Annotated in this window: 23 protein-coding genes; 19 read left to right on the top strand and 4 right to left on the bottom strand. The window is 63.1% G+C overall.

Features of this window, described 5'->3' with window-relative positions; genetic code table 11:
* The first annotated feature begins 104 nt into the window (after positions 1 to 104).
* The 9 genes from ABSY17_RS19065 (at position 105) to sbmA (ending at position 8,409) form a co-directional block, all read left to right on the top strand.
* Positions 105 to 1,139, top strand: a complete 1,035-nt coding sequence (locus tag ABSY17_RS19065; RefSeq protein ID WP_378944041.1) for a P1 family peptidase — start codon at positions 105 to 107, stop codon at positions 1,137 to 1,139.
* Between the two features lie 241 nt (positions 1,140 to 1,380).
* Positions 1,381 to 2,331: a LysR family transcriptional regulator gene (locus ABSY17_RS19060; RefSeq protein ID WP_378944039.1), complete on the top strand. Its 951-nt coding sequence runs from the start codon at positions 1,381 to 1,383 to the stop codon at positions 2,329 to 2,331.
* Between the two features lie 128 nt (positions 2,332 to 2,459).
* Positions 2,460 to 3,734, top strand: coding sequence for a Coenzyme F420 hydrogenase/dehydrogenase, beta subunit C-terminal domain (locus ABSY17_RS19055; protein ID WP_378944036.1), 1,275 nt, complete (start codon positions 2,460 to 2,462; stop codon positions 3,732 to 3,734).
* A gap of 25 nt (positions 3,735 to 3,759) precedes the next feature.
* Positions 3,760 to 4,980, top strand: a complete 1,221-nt coding sequence (locus tag ABSY17_RS19050; protein WP_378944033.1) for a PLP-dependent aminotransferase family protein — start codon at positions 3,760 to 3,762, stop codon at positions 4,978 to 4,980.
* The gene (locus ABSY17_RS19045; protein WP_378944030.1) at positions 4,961 to 5,827 is read left to right on the top strand and encodes an SMP-30/gluconolactonase/LRE family protein; all 867 of its coding nucleotides are present in this window, start codon (positions 4,961 to 4,963) and stop codon (positions 5,825 to 5,827) included. The genes ABSY17_RS19050 and ABSY17_RS19045 overlap by 20 nt, the downstream gene beginning before the upstream one ends.
* Positions 5,824 to 6,228: a RidA family protein gene (locus ABSY17_RS19040; protein ID WP_378944027.1), complete on the top strand. Its 405-nt coding sequence runs from the start codon at positions 5,824 to 5,826 to the stop codon at positions 6,226 to 6,228. The genes ABSY17_RS19045 and ABSY17_RS19040 overlap by 4 nt, the downstream gene beginning before the upstream one ends.
* A gap of 69 nt (positions 6,229 to 6,297) precedes the next feature.
* Positions 6,298 to 6,648: an ArsC family reductase gene (locus ABSY17_RS19035; RefSeq protein WP_378944024.1), complete on the top strand. Its 351-nt coding sequence runs from the start codon at positions 6,298 to 6,300 to the stop codon at positions 6,646 to 6,648.
* A 124-nt stretch (positions 6,649 to 6,772) separates the two neighbouring features.
* On the top strand, positions 6,773 to 6,982 hold the full coding sequence (locus ABSY17_RS19030) for a hypothetical protein (RefSeq protein WP_378944021.1): 210 nt from the start codon (positions 6,773 to 6,775) through the stop codon (positions 6,980 to 6,982).
* 149 nt (positions 6,983 to 7,131) lie between these two features.
* A complete protein-coding gene (gene sbmA, locus ABSY17_RS19025; RefSeq protein WP_378944018.1) occupies positions 7,132 to 8,409 on the top strand; it encodes a peptide antibiotic transporter SbmA in 1,278 nt (425 codons plus the stop codon).
* A 311-nt stretch (positions 8,410 to 8,720) separates the two neighbouring features.
* Here the strand turns inward: sbmA and ABSY17_RS19020 are convergent, their stop codons facing one another.
* A complete protein-coding gene (locus tag ABSY17_RS19020; protein ID WP_378944015.1) occupies positions 8,721 to 9,713 on the bottom strand; it encodes a polysaccharide deacetylase in 993 nt (330 codons plus the stop codon).
* Positions 9,714 to 9,994: 281 nt separating this feature from the next.
* On the opposite strand from ABSY17_RS19020, the gene ABSY17_RS19015 reads away from it, so the two are divergent.
* The 3 genes from ABSY17_RS19015 (at position 9,995) to der (ending at position 13,468) form a co-directional block, all read left to right on the top strand.
* Positions 9,995 to 10,648, top strand: a complete 654-nt coding sequence (locus tag ABSY17_RS19015; protein ID WP_378944012.1) for a sulfotransferase family 2 domain-containing protein — start codon at positions 9,995 to 9,997, stop codon at positions 10,646 to 10,648.
* Between the two features lie 707 nt (positions 10,649 to 11,355).
* Positions 11,356 to 12,021, top strand: coding sequence for a tetratricopeptide repeat protein (locus tag ABSY17_RS19010; RefSeq protein WP_378944009.1), 666 nt, complete (start codon positions 11,356 to 11,358; stop codon positions 12,019 to 12,021).
* 10 nt (positions 12,022 to 12,031) lie between these two features.
* Complete coding sequence (gene der, locus ABSY17_RS19005; RefSeq protein ID WP_378944006.1) at positions 12,032 to 13,468, top strand: ribosome biogenesis GTPase Der; 1,437 nt, start codon at positions 12,032 to 12,034, stop codon at positions 13,466 to 13,468.
* Between the two features lie 48 nt (positions 13,469 to 13,516).
* Here the strand turns inward: der and ABSY17_RS19000 are convergent, their stop codons facing one another.
* Positions 13,517 to 14,542: a helix-turn-helix domain-containing protein gene (locus ABSY17_RS19000; RefSeq protein ID WP_378944003.1), complete on the bottom strand. Its 1,026-nt coding sequence runs from the start codon at positions 14,540 to 14,542 to the stop codon at positions 13,517 to 13,519.
* Between the two features lie 356 nt (positions 14,543 to 14,898).
* On the opposite strand from ABSY17_RS19000, the gene ABSY17_RS18995 reads away from it, so the two are divergent.
* The 7 genes from ABSY17_RS18995 (at position 14,899) to ABSY17_RS18965 (ending at position 22,330) form a co-directional block, all read left to right on the top strand.
* The gene (locus ABSY17_RS18995; protein ID WP_378944000.1) at positions 14,899 to 17,730 is read left to right on the top strand and encodes an autotransporter outer membrane beta-barrel domain-containing protein; all 2,832 of its coding nucleotides are present in this window, start codon (positions 14,899 to 14,901) and stop codon (positions 17,728 to 17,730) included.
* Between the two features lie 527 nt (positions 17,731 to 18,257).
* On the top strand, positions 18,258 to 19,445 hold the full coding sequence (locus ABSY17_RS18990; protein ID WP_378943998.1) for a cell wall hydrolase: 1,188 nt from the start codon (positions 18,258 to 18,260) through the stop codon (positions 19,443 to 19,445).
* Between the two features lie 240 nt (positions 19,446 to 19,685).
* On the top strand, positions 19,686 to 20,096 hold the full coding sequence (locus ABSY17_RS18985; RefSeq protein ID WP_378943995.1) for an AtpZ/AtpI family protein: 411 nt from the start codon (positions 19,686 to 19,688) through the stop codon (positions 20,094 to 20,096).
* A 39-nt stretch (positions 20,097 to 20,135) separates the two neighbouring features.
* Positions 20,136 to 20,885 (top strand): F0F1 ATP synthase subunit A, encoded by a 750-nt coding sequence (locus tag ABSY17_RS18980; RefSeq protein WP_378943993.1) that lies wholly within the window; start codon positions 20,136 to 20,138, stop codon positions 20,883 to 20,885.
* Between the two features lie 65 nt (positions 20,886 to 20,950).
* On the top strand, positions 20,951 to 21,175 hold the full coding sequence (locus tag ABSY17_RS18975) for a F0F1 ATP synthase subunit C (protein WP_269932084.1): 225 nt from the start codon (positions 20,951 to 20,953) through the stop codon (positions 21,173 to 21,175).
* 62 nt (positions 21,176 to 21,237) lie between these two features.
* Positions 21,238 to 21,840: a F0F1 ATP synthase subunit B gene (locus tag ABSY17_RS18970; protein ID WP_378943990.1), complete on the top strand. Its 603-nt coding sequence runs from the start codon at positions 21,238 to 21,240 to the stop codon at positions 21,838 to 21,840.
* Positions 21,841 to 21,850: 10 nt separating this feature from the next.
* Positions 21,851 to 22,330: a F0F1 ATP synthase subunit B gene (locus tag ABSY17_RS18965; protein WP_378943987.1), complete on the top strand. Its 480-nt coding sequence runs from the start codon at positions 21,851 to 21,853 to the stop codon at positions 22,328 to 22,330.
* A gap of 329 nt (positions 22,331 to 22,659) precedes the next feature.
* On the opposite strand, the gene ABSY17_RS18960 is transcribed toward ABSY17_RS18965, so the two are convergent.
* Positions 22,660 to 23,310, bottom strand: a complete 651-nt coding sequence (locus ABSY17_RS18960) for a ribonuclease HII (RefSeq protein WP_378943985.1) — start codon at positions 23,308 to 23,310, stop codon at positions 22,660 to 22,662.
* A gap of 129 nt (positions 23,311 to 23,439) precedes the next feature.
* Positions 23,440 to 24,594, bottom strand: coding sequence for a PA0069 family radical SAM protein (locus ABSY17_RS18955; RefSeq protein WP_378943982.1), 1,155 nt, complete (start codon positions 24,592 to 24,594; stop codon positions 23,440 to 23,442).
* Positions 24,595 to 24,733: the final 139 nt, after the last annotated feature.

Raw genomic sequence — 24,733 nt, 5'->3', positions numbered from 1 at the left:
TGGCCGTTTGCATTGCAGCCACTGGACAACGGCCTCCGTCTCGCCAACAAGGTCGCCGGGCCGCAGTTGGTTGGCGCGAGTCCGAGAGCAGGAGTTGAGACATCATGTCGATGATTGCGCGAGATATGGGCATCCTGTGTGGCACGCTTGAGCCAGGGCCGCGCAACGCCATTACAGACGTGCCCGGTGTGCTGGTCGGCCACCACACGATCCGCACCGGCGACCTCAACACCGGGGTCACCGCGATCCTGCCGCATGGCGGCAATCTCTATCGCCGGAAGGTGCTGGCCGCCAGCGACGTGATCAACGGTTTCGGCAAGAGCACCGGCCTTGTCCAGATTGATGAGCTCGGCGCGCTGGAAACGCCGATCCTGCTCACCAACACTTTTGGCGTCGGCGCTTGCGCCAACGCGCTGATCCGCGCGGCGATCGCGGAAAATCCCGACATCGGCCGCGAGACGGCGACCGTCAATCCGGTCGTTTGCGAATGCAATGACGGCGCGCTGAGCGACATCCAGGCGCTGGCCGTTGGCGAAGACCATGCCCGTGCCGCCCTTGCCGCTGCGGCCGGGAGCGACGTCGCCGAAGGCAATGTCGGCGCCGGCACCGGCATGAGCTGCTTCGGCTTCAAGGGTGGCATCGGCACCGCTTCGCGCCGGCTGATGCTTGGCGGCAACACGCACCATCTTGGCGTTCTGGTCCTGTCCAATTTCGGGCGCGCCGGCGATCTGGTCCTGCCCGACGGCCGCCGCCCCGATCCCCGCTCGCTGCCGGAAGCGGAGAAGGGGTCTGTCATCGTCGTGCTGGCGACCGACATTCCGATGGAGCATCGCCAGCTCCGGCGGATCACGCGCCGCTGCGGCGCCGGTCTCGCCCGGCTGGGCGCATATTGGGGCCACGGTAGTGGCGACATCGCCATCGGCTTCAGCACGGCTGTGACCTTCGATCATGACGAGCGGGCCGATTTCGTCGCCATGACAGCGCTCAACGAGAACCGCATCGACAGACTTTTCCGAGCCGCCACCGAGGCGACGCAGGAGGCGGTCCTGAATTCGATGTGCGCCGCCGAAGCGATGCATGGCCGCGCAGGCCATTTCAGACCCTCGCTGGCCGACTGGCTGCGCAACTCCGCTCCCTAGTCTGTTCGGACGAGGCCGATGCAGGTCTCGCCATACGTAATGCCCTGAGCTGATCGCGCCGTCCGGGAGGAGCCGACGGTCGATTGGCAGGGGAGGGGCGCATCGATTGCCGCCGCGTTGTCTCATGCGCGAACGATCCGCATCTCCCTGTCCATGCTGCTGGCCCGACTTCGGGCCCGCGATGTGAGGGAGGGATCTGCTTTGCCGACCGTCTCAAGCCCAGCGTACGGGACGTGACGCGATGGTGCTGCGCAACCTGGCAAAACTCGACCTCAATCTCCTGCATGTCTTTGAGGCCGTCTACAGCGAAGCAAGCATCACCCGGGCTGCCGAGACGCTGAATGTCACCCAGCCGGCGGTCAGCAACAGCCTTGCCCGCCTGCGCGACATCTTTGGCGATGCGCTTTTCGTCCGAGCCGGACAGGGGATCGCCCCCACGCCGCTGGCGCAGAGCCTGATTCACCCGATCCGGGAAGCGCTGATCGCACTGGACCGGACGCTCGCCCTCCATGAACGCTTCGACCCGCTCACCTCCGAGCGCATCATGACGTTCAGCATGAGCGACTTTGCCGAGGCGGTCGTGCTCGCGCCGCTGGTCGGCGAGATCAACCGCATCGGTTCCGGCATTGCGGTCCGCAACCATTTCGTCGCCGAGCGCGAACTCGATTCCGGCCTGGCGTCGGGCGAGATCGACTTTGCCGTCGAGTCGCATCCGCTCGCCGAGCCCGGCCTTGGCCGGCGCCTGCTGTTCAGGGACGAGTTCGTCTGCGTGGTGCGCAAGGGGCACCCGGTGCTGGGCGAGCCGCTGACATTCGAGCGCTATCTTGGGCTCAGGCACCTGCACATCTCCAATCGCCCCCGCGTCGCCAACCTCGTTGATGGTGCGATTGGGCGCCTCAAGCGTCGGCGCGAGGTGGCGGTCCATGTCGAGCATTGCCTGGCGGCGCGCGCGATCCTCGCCCAGAGCGACCTGTGCTTGACCATCCCCACGTCCTTCATCGAGCACTTTCTGCCGGCCGACCGTTTCGAGGTCGTGCAGAGGCCGTTCCGCATGCCACCGTTGCAGACCTGGCTCTACTGGCACCCCGCATCCGAAAACAGCCCGGCTCACAAATGGGTGCGGAGCCTGCTCGACGATTGTTTCCCGTCGGAAAGTGAAGCCTCGCAGCCGACGCGGGATCATTTTGAATGATGATGCTCATTCGCAATGGCGATTTGTCCCGGCTAATCCGCGCCACCTATAACTGTTCGCAACATCGCACATCGGGACACATGCCCGGCGTGGCGTAGGCCGGAAGGCTCATCGCCGGAGGAGGGCGCATGCGTGTTGCTGACAGGGTCGAGGATGTGGTCGAGCGCGGGCTTTGCACTGGCTGCGGCGCCTGCGAAAGCCTGCTGGGCAAGGACGTGTTGCGCATGGGTCTGTCCCCGGAGGGCTTCATGCGGCCGCGTCGGCAGCGCCCCTTGCGCGACACCGAGCAGCAGGCGGTGATGCAGGTTTGCGCCGGCCGGCGCCAGTCCGGTCCAGCGCCGAGCGAGGTCGCCCCGCACCGCATCTTCGGCACCATGCTGCACCTCGGGAAGGGGCATGCCGTCGATCCCGAGATCCGCTTCAGGAGCGCCACGGGCGGCATCCTCACCGCACTCGCCGTCTATCTCGTTGAAAGCGGCGAGGTCGATGGCATCCTTCAGGTTGGCGTCAGCAGCGACAATCCGTTGCAGAATGAGACCCGTTTCAACACCACGCGCGCCGAGATCGTCGCATCCGCCGGCTCGCGCTACGGCCCGACCGCACCGCTGAAGGATGTCCATGCCTTGCTGGACAGCGGCAGGCGCTTCGCCTTTGTCGGCAAGCCTTGCGATGTCGCTACCATGCGCAATCTGGCCCGCGTCGATCCGCGGGTCGACAGGCAGGTCCCCTACATGCTGGCGATGTTCTGCGGCGGCAATCCCAGTATCGCCGCCACCTACAATATCGTCCGCCGTTTCGGCGAGGATCACCGCGACGTCGACGAGTTCCGCTATCGTGGCCATGGCTGGCCCGGCCCGACCTACGTGCGCACGAAGCAGGGGCGGGAGCACAGCCAGACCTACGACGAGACCTGGTTCTCGAACCTCACCTACGAACTGATGTTCCGCTGCAAGATCTGCGCCGACGGCATCGGCGAGCACGCCGACGTCGTCGCCGGCGATTGCTGGGCCATGGAGAACGGCAAGCCCAGCCACCGCGAGGCCGGCGACGGCTGGAACATGCACATCGCCCGCACCGAGCGCGGCAGGCAACTGATCGAGGACGCGGTCGTCGCTGGCTACATCCACGAGGAGCCGTTTTCAGTGGCCGAGCTGGAGGCCATGCACGACGATCATGGCACCAAGAAGCGCTCGGTCCTGTGGCGGCTCGCCGGCCTCGCCCTGACCAGTCAGCCGCGCCCGGACTTCGGCGCTCTCCGTGTCATGGAAGCCGGCCGCGCCGCCAGCTGGCGAGAACGCTGGACGGCCTTTCGCGGCACGCTTGCCCGCTCGCTCAAGCGCCGCAACCGCGAGAGCGGCATCGATTCCGGCGCTTTTGTCCCGGACGCAACGAAAACCAGCTGAAAACAATCAATCACGGAGGAAAAAAATGTCAGTCGATCATCTGCGCGCCAAGCTCTCGGGTTCCGGTCCCGCACTGTTTTTCCCGGATCCGGAAGTCCCTGCGATCTTCAACTTCGACCAGGGCCTTGCCGCGCCCGAGACCTTCCCGACCGACGATCTCGTCCGTCTCGCCCGCAAGGCGCTCGACGAGCACGGTGCCAAGGTGCTCGACTATTTCGACCCGGCCACCGGCTATGAGGAACTGGTCTTCGGCTTCAAGGGCCTGCGCAAGGAGATCGCCGACCGCATCGAACGCACCCAGGGCAAGCAACTCGGCACGCTGGGCGTCATCCTGACGTCGGGCTCGGTGCAGGGCATCGCGCTGGCCGCCAACGGCTACGTCAATCCGGGCGACGTCGTCGTCGCCGAGGCGGCGTCCTTTCCCTATGCGCTGCGTTTCATGGAGATGGCCGGCGGCGACCTGCGCACGGTGCCGGTCGACGATCACGGCATGGACATCGACGCGCTCGAGACCCTGCTGAACAAGGTCAAGGCCGAGGGCAAGAAGGTCAAGGTGGTCTACACCATCCCGACCTTCCAGACGCCGACCTGCACCGAAATGTCGGTGCCGCGCCGCAAGCAACTGCTCCAGCTCGCCAAGCAGCATGACTTCCTGATTATCGAGGATAACGTCTATGGCGACCTGCGCTTTGCCGGTGAGGAACTGCCGACCCTGCTCAGCCTCGACACCGACGACCGCGTCATCCAGTGCGGCAGCTTCTCCAAGATCGTCGCCCCGGCGCTGCGCCTCGGCTGGATCGCCGGTCCGGCCGCAGCCATCGAGCCCATCGCCGCAGTGCGTCAGGACCTTGGTGTCAGCCAATGGTACTCCCGCGTCATGGCCTCCTACATGGCCGACGGCCTGCTTGAGGACCACATCGCCGAGGTCAACAAGGTCTACAAGAGCAAGGCCGAGACGGCGGCGCGCGCCGTGCGCGACTATTGCGGCAACTATGTCACCTTCCGCATGCCGCAGGGCTCGTTCTACCTCTGGCTGGAGATCGATGAACGCGTCGACTGGCAGCGCGCGGCCGAGATGTCGGCCAAGGAAGGCATCTTCTTCCGACCCGGCGAGCGCTTCATGGGCGAGACCGACGGCCGCCAGTTCCTGCGCCTCGCCTACAGCCATGTCAGCGAGGACATCATCGAGCGCGGCATCAAGAAGCTCGGCGAGATCCTCAGCGCCTGTGCCAGGGTTCCGGCATGACGTTGGCAGTGCGTACGATCGCGGGGGATTCGTCTATCCCGAATGCCCCCGCTGGCATGACGGGCAGCTGTGGTTCGCCGACCAGCACGATGGCCTCGTCCACGTGCTATCAGGCGACGGCATCAGGCGCGACAGCTTCGCAGTTCCGGGCGGTCCCTCCGGCATGGGCTGGCTTCCCGGCGGCGACCTGCTCGTCGTGTCGATGAACGACCGCAAGCTGTTCCGGCGCGGCCGTGACGGCAAGCTCACGCTTCACGCCGACCTGGCCGATGTCCACCCGTTCCACTCGAACGACATGGTCGTCGATAGCGAGGGCCGTGCCTTTGTCGGCAACATCGGCTTCGACTTCTATGCCGGCCAGCCGCCGGCGCCGACCGTGCTGGCCATGGTCGCGCCCGATGGAAAGGTGGGTATCGCAGCCGACGGCCTGATGTGCCCGAACGGAGCGGTGATTTCGCCAGACGGTCGCACGCTGATCATCGCCGAATCGATGGCCGCCCGCCTGACGGCCTTCGACATCGGCGCCGGCGGTGCCTTGTCCAATCGCCGGCAGTTCGCTGCGGTCGATGGCCATGTGCCTGATGGCATCTGTCTGGACGCCGAGGGCCATGTCTGGGCGGCCTCGCCCTACGAGAAGCTGGTGCTGCGGGTGAGCCCCTCAGGCGACATCGTCGAGCGTGTCGAAATCCCCGACGCCAACCCCTACGCCTGCATGCTCGGCGGCGCTGATGGACGCGACCTGTTCATCTGCGTTGCCCCGCACCACGACCCCGAGGTGACGGTGAAGCTGAGGGGAGGGCGCATCGATGTTGTCAGGGCGCCCGCACCTGGAGCCGGACGGCCATGAGCAATGTCGAGCGGTTCAACCCGCCGGATATGGCCTTCCCCGGTATGAGCCAGGCCGTCGGCTGCGGCGACCTCGTGCTGGTCTCCGGGCAGGTGGCGCTCAGGGACCGGCAGGTCGTCTGCGTAGGCGATCCCGCCGGCCAGGCCGAGCAGGCGTTTCGCAACATCGAGGCAGCACTTGCTGAGGCAGGGCTGACGCTCGGCCATGTCGTGTCGCTGCGCTGCTATCTCACCAGCCGCGACGCCTATCCGGCCTATGCCTCGGTCAAGAACCGCCTCTTCGCCGACAATCCGCCGGCTGCCACCGCCATGGTCGTCAGCGAGTTGCTGCTGCCCGACCTCCTGGTCGAGGTCGAGGCAGTCGCCTGGCGCCACGCGCTTGCCAAACCGGCTGCGGTGTAGAACCTAGCCGCCACTTGAAACTGGCCGAGTCGGGTCCGCCCGGCCGGCCGCGCTTGCGGAGGCCCGGTCTTGTCGATCACCATTTACGGCATCAAGAACTGCGACACGATCAAGAAGGCCCGTACCTGGCTCGAAGGCCACGGCATTGCCTACGACTTCCATGACTACAAGGCCGCTGGCATCGCCCGCGAAAGTCTGGAGAAATGGGTCCGGGAATTCGGCTGGGAGACCGTGCTCAACCGCGCCGGCACAACCTTCAAGAAGCTGCCCGATGCCGACCGGCAGGACCTTGATGCCGACAAAGCCATCGCCCTCATGCTCGCCCAGCCCTCGATGATCAAGCGCCCGGTGCTCGACCTCGGCGACCGCCGCATCGTTGGCTTCAAGCCCGAGCTCTACGAGGCTGCCTTTCCGGGCTGAGGCGCGCGCCAACCCCCGCGCTGCGTTCAACGTTACTGAACCTCCCAATGCCGATTTCTTGATTGAAAATGCAGGGATCGTAACGATCTATGCAGGAGAAAAAAAACGCCTCGGGAGAAGGCAGATGAAGGTTTTCTCGTTCCTGTGCCAGTTTTTTGGCCTATCGTCTTCGGATGCGGTCGCCTCGTGCGAGCGCCTGCTGTCATGGATCCGCGATCCGCTCGCCCATCCCGAAATCGAGCGGATGGACGAGCGCCAGCGCGGCGACCTGCCGTTCAACACCGGCTTCCGCCGGCCGCCGCTGGATATGCGCGACATCGCTTGCCGCGCCTGAAAAGCAAGGAATCATCGGAAAATCGCCACGATTTGCGGCACAAGGAGCCGGTCAAGACAGCGGCGGGGATTCCCATTGGCCGCGAACTGTGACTTGATGCCGCCCAACAGCGATACCGCCGATCAGCGCGCCGAAAGGAACCTGGAAAAGTGTTCGTATCCTTCTTCCCACAGCCGAAGCTTTTTTTCACCTCGGCTGCCGTCTGGAGTCTCGCAGCCGTCCTGTTATGGTTCTTTGGTGGCGAGCAATTGGGAGCCGTCTTCGGTATGCCGCCTGCGCCGGCCGGTGTCCCGCCGATACTTGGGGTGCAGATTTTCTGGTCTGCCCCCTTCCTCTGGTTCTATATCTATTTCGCTTTTTTGGTTGGGGCATTCTACGCCTTCTGGGCCTGGTATTCGCCGCATTCCTGGCAGAACTGGTCGATCCTGGGTTCGTCGGCGATCCTTTTTTCCACCTACACGACGGTTCAGCTCTATGTTGCTTTGAACACATGGCGTGGACCGTTCTTCGACCTGTTTCAGAAGGCCATATCGACCGCTGGATCAGTAACGCCAGGCGAACTCTACGAACTCACCTGGGTCTTTGCCGGGATCGCCTTCTTCTCAGTTTCGTTGTTCGTGGTTACACGCTTCTTCGTCAGTCACTACATCTTCCGGTGGCGTACGGCTATGAATGACTACTACATGGCCAATTGGCCGAAGCTGCGTCATATCGAAGGTGCGTCCCAGCGTGTTCAGGAAGACACGATGCGTTTCTCAACGACGCTCGAAGGCTTGGGCGTTGCCTTCATAGATTCTGCGATGACGCTGATTGCCTTCCTGCCACTGCTGGCCCAGCTTTCTTCGCATATCACGGCACTGCCTATCGTTGGCCAGATACCTTACTCGCTGGTCTTCGCTGCGATCTTCTGGTCGCTCTTTGGTACCATCCTACTGATGGTCTTCGGCATCAAGCTGCCGGGTCTTGAATTCAAGAACCAGCGCGTTGAAGCGGCATATCGCAAGGAGCTCGTGTATGGTGAAGACCATGCGGATCGCGCCCAACCACCTACCGTGGCCGAACTGTTCGCGAACGTCCGGCGTAACTATTTCAACCTCTATTTCCACTATGCCTATTTCAACGTCATTCGCTCTGGCTACCTTCAGGCGGATGCTATTTTTTCGAGCCTGATTCTCATCCCGACCATCGCTGCGGGCAAAATAACACTTGGAATCTGGCAACAGATATCCACTGCCTTTGGCCAAGTCAGTTCTTCGTTCCAGTACCTTGTGAGTGCCTGGCCGACGATCGTTGAGCTGATCTCGATCTACAAGCGCCTGCGCGCCTTCGAGGCGACGCTGCTCGGCGAGGAGTTGCCCGATATCGATCAGCGCTATCTCGCACGGGAGAAGGCCGGCGCCCAGGCGGAAGATCAGCCGGTGGCGTGAGCGGCTTTGGGGGAGTTGGGTCGTTTTCGAACCAGGCGGAACTATCCTACTTTGCTCTTGGCTTGATCAACGTAACGGCATGGATCCCCGGGATCTCCGCACTTCGCTCCGCTCGTGCTCCAACCCGAGGATGACGAAACTTGTTCGACGTCTCTGCCAATCTCTAACGTTTGCGATTGGCGACAGGTGCCCGTGCACTCGTCATCCTCGGGCGGAGCAGGAGCGCAGCGAGTGCGGAGACCCGGGGATCCATGCCGTGAAATCTCCATTGCTGCTCCGGTCAGGAGATATATCGGCCGCGAATGCCGCCGTCAGCCTCCAGCCTGACCGGGCGCCGCTTCCCCTTGCCGCGACACATAGTCGGCATAGCTGATGCATTCGACGTCGGCCTTGACGCAGACCTCGCCGGCAAAGCGCTCCAGCGCCCGCCAATAGGCGCCATCGTTCATCAGCGTGAAATGGAAGCCGATCTGCAACGGGATGCGGCCGCCCGCATATTGCTTGTCGAAGGCCGAACGGAACGCCTCATAGGCGCGGGTCTCGAATTTGGCTGCTTCTTCGGGTTTGTCGACGCCGCCGGAATGGCGGACGAACAGATTGTAGTCCATGGCGATGATGCGCCGTTCCGACGGGCCTTCGGGGATCAGCGGCAGGGCAAACTGCATCATACCCTGGCCGCGCCTGGGCGCTTCTGGTTCGCGCGACACGCCGCTGGCATTGTAGGCAAAACCCTTCTCGCGCAATGCTGCCGTCAGGCCCTTGCTGTCCGACAGATAGGGTGCGCGAAAACCCTGCACTTTTGCCGCGATGTCGGCCCAGCCGGCCGGCTCGGGCGAAATGCCATTGATCTTGTAGGCGTCGCGCATGATGGTCGAGAAGGCGTCGAACTCCTTCGTCCACTCGGCCTTGCTCCATTTGCTGCCGTCAAAATGGCCGCAGGCGTGGCTGGCGATGTCGTGGCCTTCGGCAACCGCCAGGTTGATCTGGCCCAGCCGGTCGACCACCTCCTGCTTGTTCATCGCAAAGCCGACATTCGAGCGGCCGGCCGATTTTCCCGGCGCCTGGTATTCGCCGCGCGTCTCGCGTGACAGCAGGAATACGCAGGACAGGAAATAGGTGAAGCGCGCGCCGGTTCGGGCGGCAAGGTTGCGGCTGCGCTGCCATTGCGCGAGATCATGGGCGCCGTCGAAGGAGATCAGCACCACCTGCGGCCGCTTCACGTCCTCGATCTTTGGGGCGGCAACCGCAGGCAACGAGATCAGCGCCGCCGAAAGCACGGCGCCGGCACGATAGATTTTTGACATTGTCCCCGAACTTGTAGGCAGTACTGGAATGTAGACGAAAATCGTCGACTAGGCAGCAAATGTGGCACGGATGCGTTCGCCGGGGAACCTGGCCGTGGATAACCGGCCGCCTGTTCATCCGGATTGTCGGATCGCCCACGACCACTTTTCTGCTGCGGTCTTGGCGGGGGAGGCGGTTCGCGGAACTAGCGGAAATGGTCTGGATCCGACGATGCTGTCAGCGTCTTTTTTGTTCTATACTATCTATGTCTAAAGCACCCGCGACGGCAGTGAAGGCAACGATGATTGTTTCACACCAGCATAAGTTCATTTTTCTGAAAACCAGAAAGACCGCAGGTACGAGCCTGGAAATAGGTTTGAGCGAGTTCTGCGGTCCAGAAGACATCATCACGGCGATTTCTCGGCCCGACCAGGAAACGCGGTCGCGCTTGGGATTTAGGGGGCCGCAAAACCATATGTCGCCGAAGAGATTCTGGAAGAAAAGCCGCCCACTTTTCCGCAACCACAACACGGCCGCGCAGGTAAAAGCGGCCTTAAGTGACGATATCTGGCGTGACTATTTCAAATTCACGTTGGAGCGGAACCCTTTCGACAAGGCGATCAGCTTATATTGGTGGAGCACGAGGTCGGCTGCAGTTCGTCCGGATCTGACTTCGTTCTTGCACACCGTCCCAACGTATAAGTTGAGCAATTGGGGCGTTTACGCGATCGAAGACTGTTTAGCCGTCGATTTCGTAGTCAGGTTCGAGACGATGAGCCAGGATTTACTGACGCTTGAGCAAAAGCTTGGCATCGGTCCTATCCAGCTGGTTAGAGCGAAAAGCTCGCATCGGGTTGATAGGCGGCCATACAGAGAGGTTTTGAGCCCGTCGGATCGCAGTCTGATCGAGCGGGTTTGTGCTCGCGAAATGAAGGAATTTTCATACGATTGGTGATGCAACGCCTTGCAGTCTCGCAGGAAGAGCGCCGGCGTGGACGTGACTGATCTCCCCCCTTGTGGGGGAGATGGGCAGCAGCCCAGAGGGGGGCAACGTAGAGCCCAAGCTTTCAATTGGTGGCATCGCACCAACTCGAGACTGTCAGCATCTGTCACCAACCAGCGTGGAAAGACGCCCCCGTTTTTCCACACCTCCAAAACCTCCCGTACCATGATCCTCGCGATCTTCCACGGGACTCCGGCTGCGCACCGGGCATCGGGGGGAAGCGCCGGTGCCGGGCTGGTGGGAGGTCGGTTCTTCCACTGGGTGTTTCACCCCCAAGTCAGGGCCTTGCGGCGGCTGGCGGCGGAAATGCCGAGGCGACTGAGCAGGGCAAGCAGCCGGGCGGGGGTGAGACATGTCCGGCCGCAGGCCGGCGAAAAGCCAACGATTTGGCTTTTCGAATGTCGAACGCCCGGAGCCATAGCGGAGGGCCGGGGCGGGCCACACAAGAGACTATCGGAAGGCTCGGCATCGCGCCCCGCTTCCCGAACTACCTCCCGACAAGGGAGCGTTCTTTGACAATGGCCAGACCGGAAACGGGGCGTGGCAACGGCTAAAACTGCCCGGTGGGCGAATTTCCACCCCGCCCCCTTCCATGCCGGTGAATTTACGTTAAAACGCAGGCTCACAAGGGCCCCGAGCGGCAAAGGTGGTTGGATAGTATGTCGGACGACAGTTTCTTTCGTGAGGTGAACGAGGAAATTCGCCAGGAAAAGGCGAAGGCCCTGTGGGACCGCTACGGCCCTGTGGCCATCTTCATTGCCGCAATGGTCGTCATCTGCACCGCCCTGTTCGTGGCCTGGGAATATTGGCACGAGACCAGCGCCAATGCCTCGGGCGACCAGTTTTCGCAGGCGCTCGTGCTCGCCAATTCCGGCAAGGCCGACGAGGCGCTCGTCGCGTTCGAGGCGCTGGAGAAGGATGGCTACGGCGCCTATCCGCTGCTGGCCCGTATGCGCGCCGCAACCGTCCAGGCCGACAAGGGTGACTTCAAGGCGGCGGTAGCCGGCTTCGACGAGGTTGCCGCCGATGGGTCGATTCCCGGCGTCATTCGTGACATTGCGCGTGTGCGCGCCGCCATGGTGCTGGTCGACCACGGCACTTACGCCGATGTGTCGAGCCGCGTCGAAGCGCTGACCAATGACACCAATCCGCTGCGCCATTCGGCGCGCGAGGCGCTCGGCCTCGCCGCCTGGAAGGACGGCAAGCTCGCCGACGCTCTCAAGCTGTTCGAGCAGATTTCCGCCGACGAAGGCGCGCCCCGCAACGCGCGCCAGCGTGCCAACCTCCTCGCCGAACTGATCCGCGGTTCGGGCAACCCTTCGTGATGCAGGCCACATGGCATTCAAGATCGCCATAATCGGCCGGCCAAACGTCGGCAAATCCACCCTTTTCAATCGACTGGTGGGAAAGAAGATCGCCCTTGTCGACGACACGCCAGGCGTCACCCGTGACCGTCGCGTCCACGCGGCCAAGCTCTACGACCTGACCTTCGACGTGATCGATACGGCCGGCTTCGAGGATGCTGGTGCTGCGACCCTGCAGGGGCGCATGCGCGCGCAGACCGAGATCGCCATCCAGGAAGCCGATCTCATCTTCTTTATGGTCGACGCCAAGTCTGGTCTGACCCCCGACGACCGCACTTTCGTCGAGATCGTGCGCCGTTCGGGCAAGCCCGTCGTGCTCGTCGCAAACAAGTCCGAGGCGCGCGGTGCGCAAGGCGGTGCACTCGAGGCATGGGAACTCGGCATTGGCGAGCCGGTGCAGATTTCGGCCGAGCACGGTGTCGGCATGCCCGACCTGCGCGACGCCGTTGTCGAGGCGCTCGGCAAGGAACGCGTGTTCGCCGACGACGAGGAAGAGGGCGACGACATCGCCGAAAGCGATGTGCTGATCGGTGAGGATATCGCCGATCCCGACGCCGAGGATGTCCACGCCTACGATGAGACCAAGCCGCTGCGGATCGCAGTCGTTGGCCGCCCCAATGCCGGCAAGTCGACGCTGATCAATGCGCTGATCGGCGAGGAACGACTGCTGACCGGGCCCGAGGCCGGCATCACCCGCGATTCGATCTCGGTCGAGTGGGACTGGCGCGGCCGGGAAATCAAGCTGTTCGACACGGCCGGCATGCGCCGCAAGGCCAAGGTCCAGGAGAAGCTGGAAAAGCTCTCGGTCCAGGACGGGCTGCGCGCTATCCGCTTCGCCGAGATCGTCATCATCGTGCTCGACGCGACCATTCCCTTCGAGAAGCAGGACCTGCAGATCGCCGACCTGATCATCCGCGAGGGCAGGGCGCCGGTCATCGCCTTCAACAAGTGGGACCTGATCGACAACCCTCAGGAGGCGTTGGCCGAGCTGCGCGAAAAGACCGAGCGGCTGCTGCCGCAGGCGCGCGGGCTGCAGGCCGTGCCGGTTTCGGCCGAGACGGGCCGTGGGCTCGACAAGCTGATGGATGCCGTCATGCGCACCCATCGCGTCTGGAACAGTCGCGTGTCGACCGGCAAGCTCAATCGCTGGCTCGATGGGATCACCGCCCATCATCCGCCGCCCGCGGTCGCCGGCCGTCGCCTCAAGGTCAAGTACATCACCCAGGCTAAGACCCGCCCGCCGGGCTTCGTCGTGTCGTGCTCGCGCCCTGACGCCATGCCGCAGTCTTATGTGCGCTATCTCGTCAACAACCTGCGCGATGCCTTCGAGATGCCAGGGGTGCCGATCCGCATGGCGCTGCGCACCTCTGACAACCCGTTCGCGGGCCGCGCCAAAAAGAAGAAATGAACCAAGGGCTCGCGTATCGCGGGCCCTTTTCGCATTGCAGTTGCGACTTCATCCAATCCGATCCACCACGCCGAGCTGCTGCGCATATTCGGCAAAGCGCGCCTGTACCTGCGCAAGCCGCTGATCGGTCATTGCCGGCTGTGCTGCTTCTTGCCGGGCTTCGCTCGGCGTCATGTCGAAGCGGGCGCGGAATGCCCGGAGGAACTGGCTGCTGCCTGAAAAGCCGAACCGGTAGGCGATATCGGTGATAGAGCGCGAAGAGGCGTCGGGGCGTACAAGCACGCGATACGAGGCATCGAGCCGCCTTTCGCGAACCACCTTGGCAACCCCGCCATCTGCGGCAAACATCCGGTAGAGGTGGGCGCGAGAAACCCTGAAACGGTGCATCAGCAAAACGGGGCCGAGCTCCGGCTCGGCCAGATTGGCATCGATGAAGTCGAGCACGCGCCGGCGCAGCACATGTGTCAGCGCCGGATCCTGCAGCGCGGTGTCGGACGGGCTGCGCTGCAGGGCCGACGCGAGCAAGGCGACCGCTGCATCTTCGAGCGCCGGTGCGCCGATCTCGTCAAGCACTGGCGCAACGTCGGTCAGACCGATGATGAAGTCGGCAAGCAGTCGGGTCAGTGGCTGGTCAGCCTTGAACTGTATGCCGTGCAGGCTTCGCCCACCGGCTACCCTGTCCAGTTGCTCCCGTCGCAGGATGACGCTCAGGGTCGAGCCGGCGCCAACGGAAGCGGTGAATGTGCGGCCCATGTCGAAGATATAGACGTCGCCGGCGGTGATCGACATGCGCGTGCCCTCGCAATCGGCGAGGCATGTGCCTTCGGTGAAGAGCTGTACGAGATAGAAGTCCTCGAGGCCGCTATGGCTGACGATGCGCCTGTCCCTGTTGTAGCGCTGCGGATTGAAGTTGGCGTACCCCACCATCATAGGGCCGATCATCCGCGTGCTAAACGCACCTTCGAGCGACGGATGCAGGCCGCTGTCATCTGGCATCGTGTCGAACAGCGGGCGTGTGACGCTGCGCCAATAGTCCGTACGCTGATCGGCCCCCGACAAGGTCGGTGGAAACATTGATGGTACCGCGCACTATCGAACGCCAGCTTTGGCTCGCCACACCGTTTGCCCCCTCGATGCACAACGAATCTCATGACCATGGGTAAGGTGCGCGGTCGCGCCGGTCCAGCAATTGCAGCTGGTGGCAGTTTGTACCGACACGGAAAGGTAGCGGCACAGAGACACCATGCGCAAAGAAATGAGACGCTGAGCCGCTTCGACATAGAGCATTCGATGTAAAGATACGGCTGCGGCGGGCATGACCAAGTTGAGACAGTGATGCTGCGCGACCTGATCCATGTCTCCTGACTGGGAATGCTCGCATCCGACCATCGATGCGGGCGGCCGTGCGGCTCCCGACAGGGCGTACTTGCATGTCGGTCTTCAACAAGACTTCGACCATCTGTTTTTCCGCGCGGGCCGTCTCGGCCGGTGTCTCTGCCCTCGCACTCTCGGCTGCGCTGTTGGCGGATTTGCCGTCGGCGACGGCCGCCGATTTCCACTTCATTTCGTCCGGCAATTCGACTTGGGGGCAAGTGTCCGGTAATGCTGGCTTTGAAGGGACCATCCCCCCCGGTGCCGGCGACCGGGCGATCTACGATCGGGCGGGCACCGGCCAGTCGGTCGTCTGGGGGGGAGCCAAGAATGCTGGCCAGTTGGTATTTCTGGCTCCCTATGATGGCACCGGCTTCAAGCCCATGTCTCCCGCTACACAGTCCGGAACGTTCAACCTCCACGGCGTGGACGGGCTGGGCGTCGACAGCCGGGTCAACCAGCAGATCACATTGTCAGAGCGGATTGCCATCGGCGGCAATCAGGAATGGCAGATCGACAGCACCACCGGCAGCATCACGCAGTTGGGCCATACGGGGACTCGCTTCCTGAATCTGGGGAGTTACACGCTGACGCTCAACGCCGTGAATGCGGGCAATTCCTTCATTCTCAACAATCCCGTCACCGGAACCGGCGGACTTGTCGTCAAGGGTTTGGGTACGACCTACCTCACCAACGCCAACACCTATTCGGGCGGAACATTCCTCAATGGTGGCACCGTTTCGATTGCCGCCGACAACAATCTTGGCGCAACATCCGGCGGCTTGTCCTTTGATGGCGGCACGCTCGAGCTCACATCATCGCTCACGTCGTCGCGCTCGATCACGCTGGCGTCCAGCGGCGGGACGATCGACACTCAAGGCAACAACACTGTGCTTTCGGGTGCCATTTCGGGCAATGGCGGGCTGACCAAGATCGGAGACGGTGCCCTGAATCTGTCAGGTGTCGCAAGCCATACAGGTGCGACGACGATCCGATCAGGCACACTGGGCCTCGTCGGAGCAGGCAGCCTTGCCGATTCCGCCAGGGTCATTGCGGACGGCACGTTTGACATTTCCGCCATCGCAGCAGCCAGCACGAACATTCGTGCGCTCGCTGGCACGGGTGAGGTCGTGCTTGGCGCAAGGGCCCTGACGCTGACTGATGCCGACGACATATTTGCCGGCACCATCGAGGGAGTAGGCAGCCTGGCGCTCGCGGGTGGAACCCAGGTACTGACAGGTGCAAACACGTATTCGGGTGGCACAACGATCACCGGCGGCACCCTGTACCTCGGCAATGGCGGAGCCTCCGGCAGCGTCTTGGGCAACATCGCCAATGACGGCACGCTTGTGTTTTATCGGTCGGACGACATCTCATTTGGCGGCGTCGTTTCTGGGGGTGGCGTGGTCGAGCACAGTGGCGCTGGCATGACGACGCTGACCGGCGACAGTTCCGGATATTCAGGCTCGACCAAGGTGAATGCCGGCATCTTGTCGGTGAACGGCATCCTCGGCGGCACCATGGACGTGCGCGGCGGCCGCCTGCAGGGCACCGGCAAGGTTGGCTCCACCATCAACCATCTTGGCGGTGTCATCGCGCCGGGCAATTCGATCGGCACGCTGACCATTGGCGGCGACTACACCAGCAATGGCGGCGGGCTCGAGATCGAGGCCGAACTCGGCGACGACAGCTCACTCACCGACCTGCTGGTCATCACCGGCAACAGCATCCTGGGCACCGGACCGACCCAGGTGCGGGTCATCAATGTCGGCGGGCTCGGTGCCGAAACGACTGCCGATGGCATCAGGATCGTCGAGGTGCAGGGCGCCATCTCTGATGCCGGCGCCTTCGTTCTCAGTGGCCCGGCGATTGGCGGCGCCCACCGCTACAATCTGTTCCAGAACGACCTGACTGGCACCCAGGATGACGGCGACTGGTATCTGCGCGCGGCAGGCCTGGCACCGACCGTTCCGGTCTATGAAAACTATCCGCAGGTGCTGCTCGGCATGGTCGCGCTGCCGACACTCGAGCAACGTGTCGGCCAACGCGTGCGCAACGCCGGGGCGGGCAATTTCGCTCCGTCGGACACTGCCATCTGGACCCGCATCGAAGGCGCCCATGGCCATGCCGAGGCCGGTGCCTCCACCACCGGAGTGTCCTATGACAGTAACACCGCGCTGGTGCAGGTCGGTTTCGATGCCGAGCTTGCCTCGGGCGCCGCAGGCTCGCTGGTGGGTGGGGTGACCGCGCAATTCTCGCAGGCGGATGCCGACATCTATTCGAGCCTCGGCGACGGTTCCAACACCACCGTCAGCCGTGGTATCGGCGCCACGCTGACCTGGTATGGCGCAAACGGTTTTTATGTCGACGCCCAGGCGCAGGCCGCGACGCTGCGCAGCGATCTGTACGCTGCAGGGGTCGGCCGGTTCGGCGACGATATCCACGGCGGCGGTAATGCGCTCAGCCTGGAAGCCGGCCAGAAGGTCGGGCTTGGCAATGAATGGTCGCTGACGCCGCAAGCGCAGCTTGCTTATTCATCGATCGACTTCGGCGCCTTCACCGATCCGTTCGGCGCCAACGTATCCCTGCACCAAGGCGACAGCCTCAAGGGACGCCTCGGCGTTGCCGCCAATTACGACAACGATAACGCAGGTCGCCATGTCTATGGCATTGTCAACCTGACCTACGAGTTCCTCGACGGCACTTCGGTGGCGGTGTCAGGCATCGATCTTGCTTTCGAGCCGCAGCGCTTCGGCGGAGAACTTGGCCTCGGTGGCACCTACAAATGGGCCGATGGCAAATATGCCCTGCACGGCGAAGCACTTGCCTCGACCAGCTTCGAGGGCGGCTACGGCTTCAAGGGCACCATCGGCCTAACGGCGGGGCTCTAGGCCAAGGGAACTGCGCCGCCTTTCAAACTTGGTCGCGCCAACTGTCGCGATCCTCTTTTCACCATTAGCGGGCCTCGACTGGCAGTTCTTGGCCGCTGGGCTTTTCTCTCGCCCTTTTTTGGCCGTTGGCTGCAGCCGGGATCATCGCCACAGCCGGCTCCAACGCTGCGCAAGATGACGGCTGCGCATTTCCGCCGGTTGCTCCCACCATGCTGATTGGCACGTCTACAAATCGTCGCGGTTCCAATTGCCGCTGGGTGAAGGCTCAGCGGTAGATCTGGGCCTTTGATCGATCTCGCCACTGATCAGATTCTGCTCGTTGCAGTGAAATGCGACTGCGCGGTTGGATACTGCATTCCCGTCTCGTCCATTAAATGCGCATTAACCATGCTCTCCTATGGTTAACGCTGAGTTTTGGAGAGAGACATGTGCACGATGCCTGCCTCTGCGTACATAACGCGCAGCAAGCAAGGTTAGTGCTTCATTTTTCTCTCCAGTAGCGGTGTGTTGCGTCCTGGAGAGTTTCCGTGCATCGACGAGTTGTGACGCGGCGGGCTGCCGCCGCCCGCGAGGGAAAGCGTTCGTTCCTGGCCCCCGCCGTCGTCGGGCTCGGCATCTGGCTCGGCTTTCCAACCATCACCGCCTTTCAGGACATGACCAGCCTGGTTTCCGGCCTCGAGGGCCAGAATGCCCGCTGGGGCTCGTATGTCGAGAAGGCCGCCGCCGGCTCCGTCCATGCGGCTGAAATGCCCTTCGTCGACGCCATCGTCACTGGGCCGATGTCCGGCTCCGGTGTGAAGATTGCCGGCGTCGGCACAGTAACCTTCCGCGGCAAGAGTGGTGTGTCGTCCAAGCTTCCCGACGAGGAAAGGGTCGTGCGCGTCGACAAGAGGGGCCGCGTCGTTCAGGTTTCGCCGGTCGCGCCGCCGAGGAATTTCACCGCCGGCTCGGTGTTCGAGCGCACCAGTTCGCTGCTTTTGCGCCCCTCCACCGATGGTGGCCTGAAACAGACCTTCGCCAAGCCCCAGATCAAGGGCAAGGAAATCCAGATCGCCGGCGCCTTCCACGCCAAGGAGACGAAGAAGAAGAGTGTCGGCGTGCCCTCGATGCTGGCTTCGCTGGTCAACAACGACAAGCCCGACATCCTCGCCACCGCCTATGCGCCCGCAGCACCCGACTATGCCCGTGCTTCGCCCTTCGAGGCGCTGCTGCGCGACGAGGACGAGGCGTCGGGCCGATTCATACCGCCGATGGGCAAGGGCGATCACTGGTGGCTGCAGAACCCGCTGCCTGCTGGCGTGTTCTCCAAGGCTGAACAGGCTTGCCTCGCCAATGGCATCTATTTCGAGGCCCAAGGCGAGCCGCTGCGCGGCCAGGCAGCCGTCGCCCAGGTCATCCTCAACCGGGTGCGCAACCCGGCCTATCCCGACAGTATCTGCGGCGTCGTCTACCAGAACGATGGCTGGTTCAACCGCTGCCAGTTCTCCTTCGCCTGCGACGGCATCAAGGACCGCGTCACCAGTCCCTCCCACTACAAGGTCGCCCAGGACGTCGCCATGGCGGTCACCGCCGGCAAGATCTTCCTGCCCGAGGTCGGCTCGTCGACCCACTACTACGCCAACTACGTCAATCCGGGTTGGGCGCGTGGCATGAAGAAGATGACCAAGATCGGTCTCCATATCTTCTATCGCACCTATGGCGGCGGCTGGAGCTGACGGCTCCCCGTAGGCAGCGCTGCCGGCCAGCCGGTCCCGGTTTGCGGGGGGATTCGGCAACGGATCGATCCGCTGGGGCGCGGGCAGGATGTCGCACTCAGTCAAGTTGTTGATTTTTCGGCCTAAAATACTTGGGCCGAAGGGTGTCCGCGTGGCTTGACGGGCAGGGGCCCTCTAACTATGTTGCCGGCGACTTTGAAGCGGACTGACGGAGACGCTCGGACCGGGTGGGAGTTTGCAATGGCCAAGCCATCAGGGCAAGGCGAAGGTGGAGACTCCCGGCCCGAAAAACGAGCCGAAAACGGTATCCGTGACGACGAACTCGAGCGCCGCCGGCGCGATCTTGAAGCAACGCTTGCAACAAGACGCCAGGCTGGTCGCGAAGGGGAAAAGGGTACAGGGTCGAATGGCAATACCGGCTACGGCCAAGCCATCAAGCTGTCCAGCGAGTTCATCGCCGGAATTGCTGTTGGCGTAGGTCTCGGTTGGTTCGTCGATCGGCTGGCAGGCACGTCGCCCTGGGGCTTGATCGTGTTTCTGATGCTTGGCTTTGGTGCCGGTGTACTCAACGTTCTGCGCTCCGCAGGGCAGATCTCTGAAGCCGGCATCAAGTCGCCCGACGGGCGGCCGGACGAGCCGGAAAAGAAATAGTGGTGCCGAAAGGCGCAATTTAGGCGAAGGGGGGCCGAAGTGGCCAACGATCCTATTCATCAGTTTCAGATCTCGAAATTGATCCCGATCGAAATCGGCGGCCTCGATTTCTCCTTCACCAATTCGGCCGCCTTCATGGTCGCGACCGTGTTCGCCGCTGGCGCCTTCATGCTGCTGACCACGTCGAGCCGAGGCCTCGTGCCGAGCCGCTCGCAGTCGCTGGCGGAGCTGTCCTACGAATTCATAGCCTCGATGCTAAGAGATGCGGCGGGCTCGCAAGGCATGCGCTTCTTCCCGCTCGTGTTCTCGCTGTTCATGTTCGTGCTGGTCGCCAACCTGCTCGGTCTGTTCCCCTACTTCTTCACCGTTACCAGCCACATCATCGTCACCTTCGCGCTGGCGCTGCTGGTGATCGGTACGGTCATCGTGTACGGCTTCGCCAAGCACGGTTTCGGCTTCCTCAAGCTTTTCGTGCCGAGTGGCATTCCGGGCCTCCTGGTGCCGCTGGTCGTGGTGATCGAGATCATCTCGTTCCTGTCGCGTCCGGTCAGCCTCTCGGTTCGTCTGTTCGCCAACATGCTTGCCGGACACATCACGCTCAAGGTCTTCGCCGGCTTCGTCACCTCGCTCAGCGCGCTCGGTGCAGTTGGCGTCGCGGGTTCGATCCTGCCGCTCTTCATGACGGTGGCGATCACGGCCCTGGAAGTGCTCGTCGCGTTCCTGCAAGCCTATGTGTTTGCGGTCCTGACCTGCATGTATCTGAACGACGCGGTCCATCCCGGACACTGACCCAGAATCGGCGGGCGTTCCGCCGCGTAAAAGAAACAGCAACAGTTCCACCAAGGAGTTTGAAAATGGAAGCAGAAGCAGCAAAGTATCTCGGCGCCGGTCTGGCTTGTTTCGGCATGGCCGGAACCGCTCTCGGTCTCGGCAACATCTTCGGCAGCTACCTCTCGGGCGCGCTGCGCAACCCTTCGGCTGCTGACGGCCAGTTCGGCCGCCTGGTGTTCGGCTTCGCCGTGACGGAAGCTCTGGGCATCTTCTCGCTGCTGATCGCCCTGCTGCTGCTGTTCGCATAAGAACCAGCTGACGATTGAACCGGTCGCCGCTGGCGGCCGGTCGGGTTGGACAGGGGAAAGAGATGTTTGTCACACCGGGTTATGCCGAGGAAGTCGCGCCCGCGGCAACAGGCACTGATACCAATGCCGCCGCCGCTACGGCTCACACGGAAACAGCTGCCCAGCACGGCGAGAAGGGCGTTTTCCCGCCTTTCGATTCGTCGACCTATCCGTCGCAGATTCTGTGGCTCGCGATCACTTTCGGCCTGTTCTATCTGTTCCTGAGCAAAGTCGTTCTGCCGCGCGTCGGTGGCACTCTCGAGGTTCGCCGCGATCGTATCGCGGGGGATCTCGACCAGGCCGCGCTGATGAAGTCGGAAGCCGACGCGGCAGTCGCCGCCTACGAGCAGGAGCTTGCCGCGGCGAAAGCCAGGGCAAACACCATCGGTCAGGAAGCTCGCGACGCTGCCAAGGCCGAAGCTGAATCCAAGCGCAAGGAAGTCGAGGCCGGTCTCGAGCAGAAGCTCGTCACTGCCGAGGCGCGCATTGCCACAATCAAGGCCAACGCCATGAAGGAAGTGGGCTCCATTGCGGAGGACACTGCCACGGCGATCGTGCAAGCGCTCGGCGCCGGCAAGGTCGACAAGGCCGACATCGCCGCTGCCGTCAAGGCTACGGGCAACTAGGAGAGAGGCCATGGACGCCACATTCTGGGCCACAGTTGCTCTCTTCATCTTCGTCGCAATCGTCCTGTACCTGAAGGTGCCGGGCATGGTTTCGAAGTCGCTTGACGACCGCGCCGATCGCATCCGCGCCGAACTCGAGGACGCACGCAAGCTTCGTGAAGAGGCCCAGCAGCTGCTCGCCGAGTATCAGCGCAAGCGCAAGGAAGCGGAAAAGGAAGCAGCCGAGATCGTCGAGATCGCCAAGCGCGAAGCTGGCCTTCTTGCCGAGGAAGCGCATGCCAAGACCGAGGAATATGTTGCGCGCCGCACCGCGCTTGCCGAACAGAAGATCGGCCAGGCGGAACGCGAGGCGATCAACGAGGTCCGCGCCAACGCCGTCGACCTCGCTGTCGAGGCCGCACGCCACGTCCTTGGCAGCAAGGTCGATGCCAAGGCCAGTTCCGATCTCTTCAAGAGCTCGGTGCAGGAAGTGAAGGCCAAGCTCAACTAAGTCGAGCAGGCCGTAAGAGTTGAGAAAGCCGCTGGAATTTCCGGCGGCTTTTTTCGTTTTGGCGAGTGCGCACTTTCAAAGTGCGGCAGGCCTGAATGGACGCGGGGCGCTGTGGTGCGTGGGCATGGCAAGGTTTGGTGGTGCGTCCTTCGAGGCTCGCCCGCAGTTGTCCGCACCTCGATTGGGTCGGTTGTGGGGGCTCGCACCTCAGGATGAGGGCCGTTGCGGCTGCATGGCACCGCAGGTGGCGCATGGCACCGACCTCTCTCATCCTGAGGTGCTCGCCTGAAAGGCGAGTCTCGAAGGACGCACTGCCCATTGGCTGATGCTCAGTTCCTGAACGGGGCGAAGGAGACGCGGTGCAGCCGATGCGCCGCGCCATGCTCGGTGATGGCCGCCCGGTGTCGGGCCGTGGCGTAGCCCATGTGGACCTCGAAGCCGTAGCGATCGTCCTGGGTGCCGCAGACGGTCATTATGCGGTCGCGGATGACCTTGGCGACAATGGAAGCAGCGGCGATGGACTGCGAGCGCTGGTCGCCCTTGACCAAAGCGCGGCAAGTGCATTCAAGGTCGGGCGGAACGTCGCGGCCATCGGCCAAGGCCGACTTCGCGGTGAGCGGCAGGCCGGCAAGCGCGCGGCGCATCGCCTCCAGGCTCGCCTTGCGGATGTCGCTGGCGTCGATGCTGGCAGCCGACACGGAGGCCACCGCGACGCCGAGCGCCTTGCCCAGGATCTCGTCGAACAGCGCGTCGCGCTGAACGGCCGTCAGGCGCTTGGAATCATCGAGGCCGCTGGGGATGTTGGCTGGATCGAGCACGACGGCGGCAGCCACCACAGGCCCGGCGAGCGGACCGCGCCCGGCTTCGTCCAAGCCCGCGCAGGGCCAGAGACCGTTGGTCATCGCCTTCGTCTCGAAGGAGAAGTCGGGCTTTTCCAGAATTTCGAAAAGGGAGGGAGAATCGGAACGCGGGCGAGCCATAATTCGGCGATGCTCGCATCGGCTCCGATTCTCCGCAAGTCCTTCCCGGCCGATTGGGGCGGCGGTCCGGGAAGGCACCGTCGACTGGCCACGGGGGAGGCCGGACGGGATCTCTTGTGCCTCGAGCGGTCAGAGCAGCATCAACTGCTGCTGATCCTTGGGCGCGGCCTGGAACAGGTCGGTCCTGAGCGGTGTGCGCTCAGAATTGAGGCCGAGCCGCTTGGCGGCGATCTCGAAACGCCGGCCGATCTGCCAGGCATAGGGGCCCTTGCCGCGCATGCGCTTGCCCCACTCGGCATCATAGTCCTTGCCGTCGCGCATCGAGCGGATCAGCGACAGCACGTGGCGGTAGCTGTCGGGATAGTGGCGCAGCAGCCAATCCTTGAAGATCGGGCTGACTTCGAGCGGCAGCCTGAGCACGACATAGCCAGCGCCCGTGGCACCCGCCGCGCGGGCCGAATCGAGGATGCGTTCGATCTCCTGGTCGGTCAGTCCGGGAATGATCGGGGCGACCATCACCGAGACGGGAATGCCTGCATCGGACAATTGCCTGATGGCTTCGAGCCGCCTCGTCGGCGTAGCCGCGCGGGGCTCCATGGTGCGGGCAAGCATCCGGTCGAGCGTGGTCACCGACAGCGCGACCTTGGCCAGGCCCTTCTCGGCCATGCGCGAGAGGATGTCGATGTCCCTGACAACCAGCGCCGATTTGGTGACGATGCCGACAGGATGGTTGCGCGCTTCCAGAACTTCGAGCACCTCGCGCATGATGCGCCAGGTCTTCTCGATCGGCTGGTAGGGATCGGTGTTGGTGCCGATCGCGATGGTGCGCGGCTGGTAGCCGTCCTTCGACAGTTCGCGGTCGAGCAGCTTGGCGGCATCGGGCTTGGCGAACAGTTTAGCCTCGAAATCGAGACCGGCGGACAGGCCCATATAGCTGTGCGACGGCCTGGCGAAGCAGTAGATGCAGCCGTGCTCGCAGCCGCGATAGGGGTTGATCGAGCGGTCGAAGGAAATGTCGGGCGAGTCGTTACGGGTGATGATGGTGCGCGGCTTCTCGACCTGAACTTCGGTCTTGAACGGCGGCTGTTCCTCAATCGTGCTCCAGCCATCGTCGAAGACATGCCGGCTGACCGGCTCGAAGCGCCCGGAGGGGTTGACGCCGGCGCCACGGCCGCGCCTGCGCTCCTGATTGATGCGCAGCCCGCTTTCCTCAACCATGGCGTTGGCCATTCCGGCTCCGCCACCCTTGAAGGCGGCGACATCGGCCTGCGCGATGGGTTCCATTTCATCGTCTCCCGAAGGGAAAATGGCCGTCCGTCGATTCGTCCGGCATGAAACTATTCCTATTCCCGCGACCGGAACAAAGCAAGAACTTTATAGCGGCCGGCTGGTGCGCGGGCCGGCTTTCGGATATGCGGCTAGG

It is taken from the genome of Mesorhizobium sp. ANAO-SY3R2, assembly GCF_042466635.1.
Taxonomy (GTDB): domain Bacteria; phylum Pseudomonadota; class Alphaproteobacteria; order Rhizobiales; family Rhizobiaceae; genus Aminobacter.
This window is presented reverse-complemented; position numbering and strand designations above follow the sequence as displayed.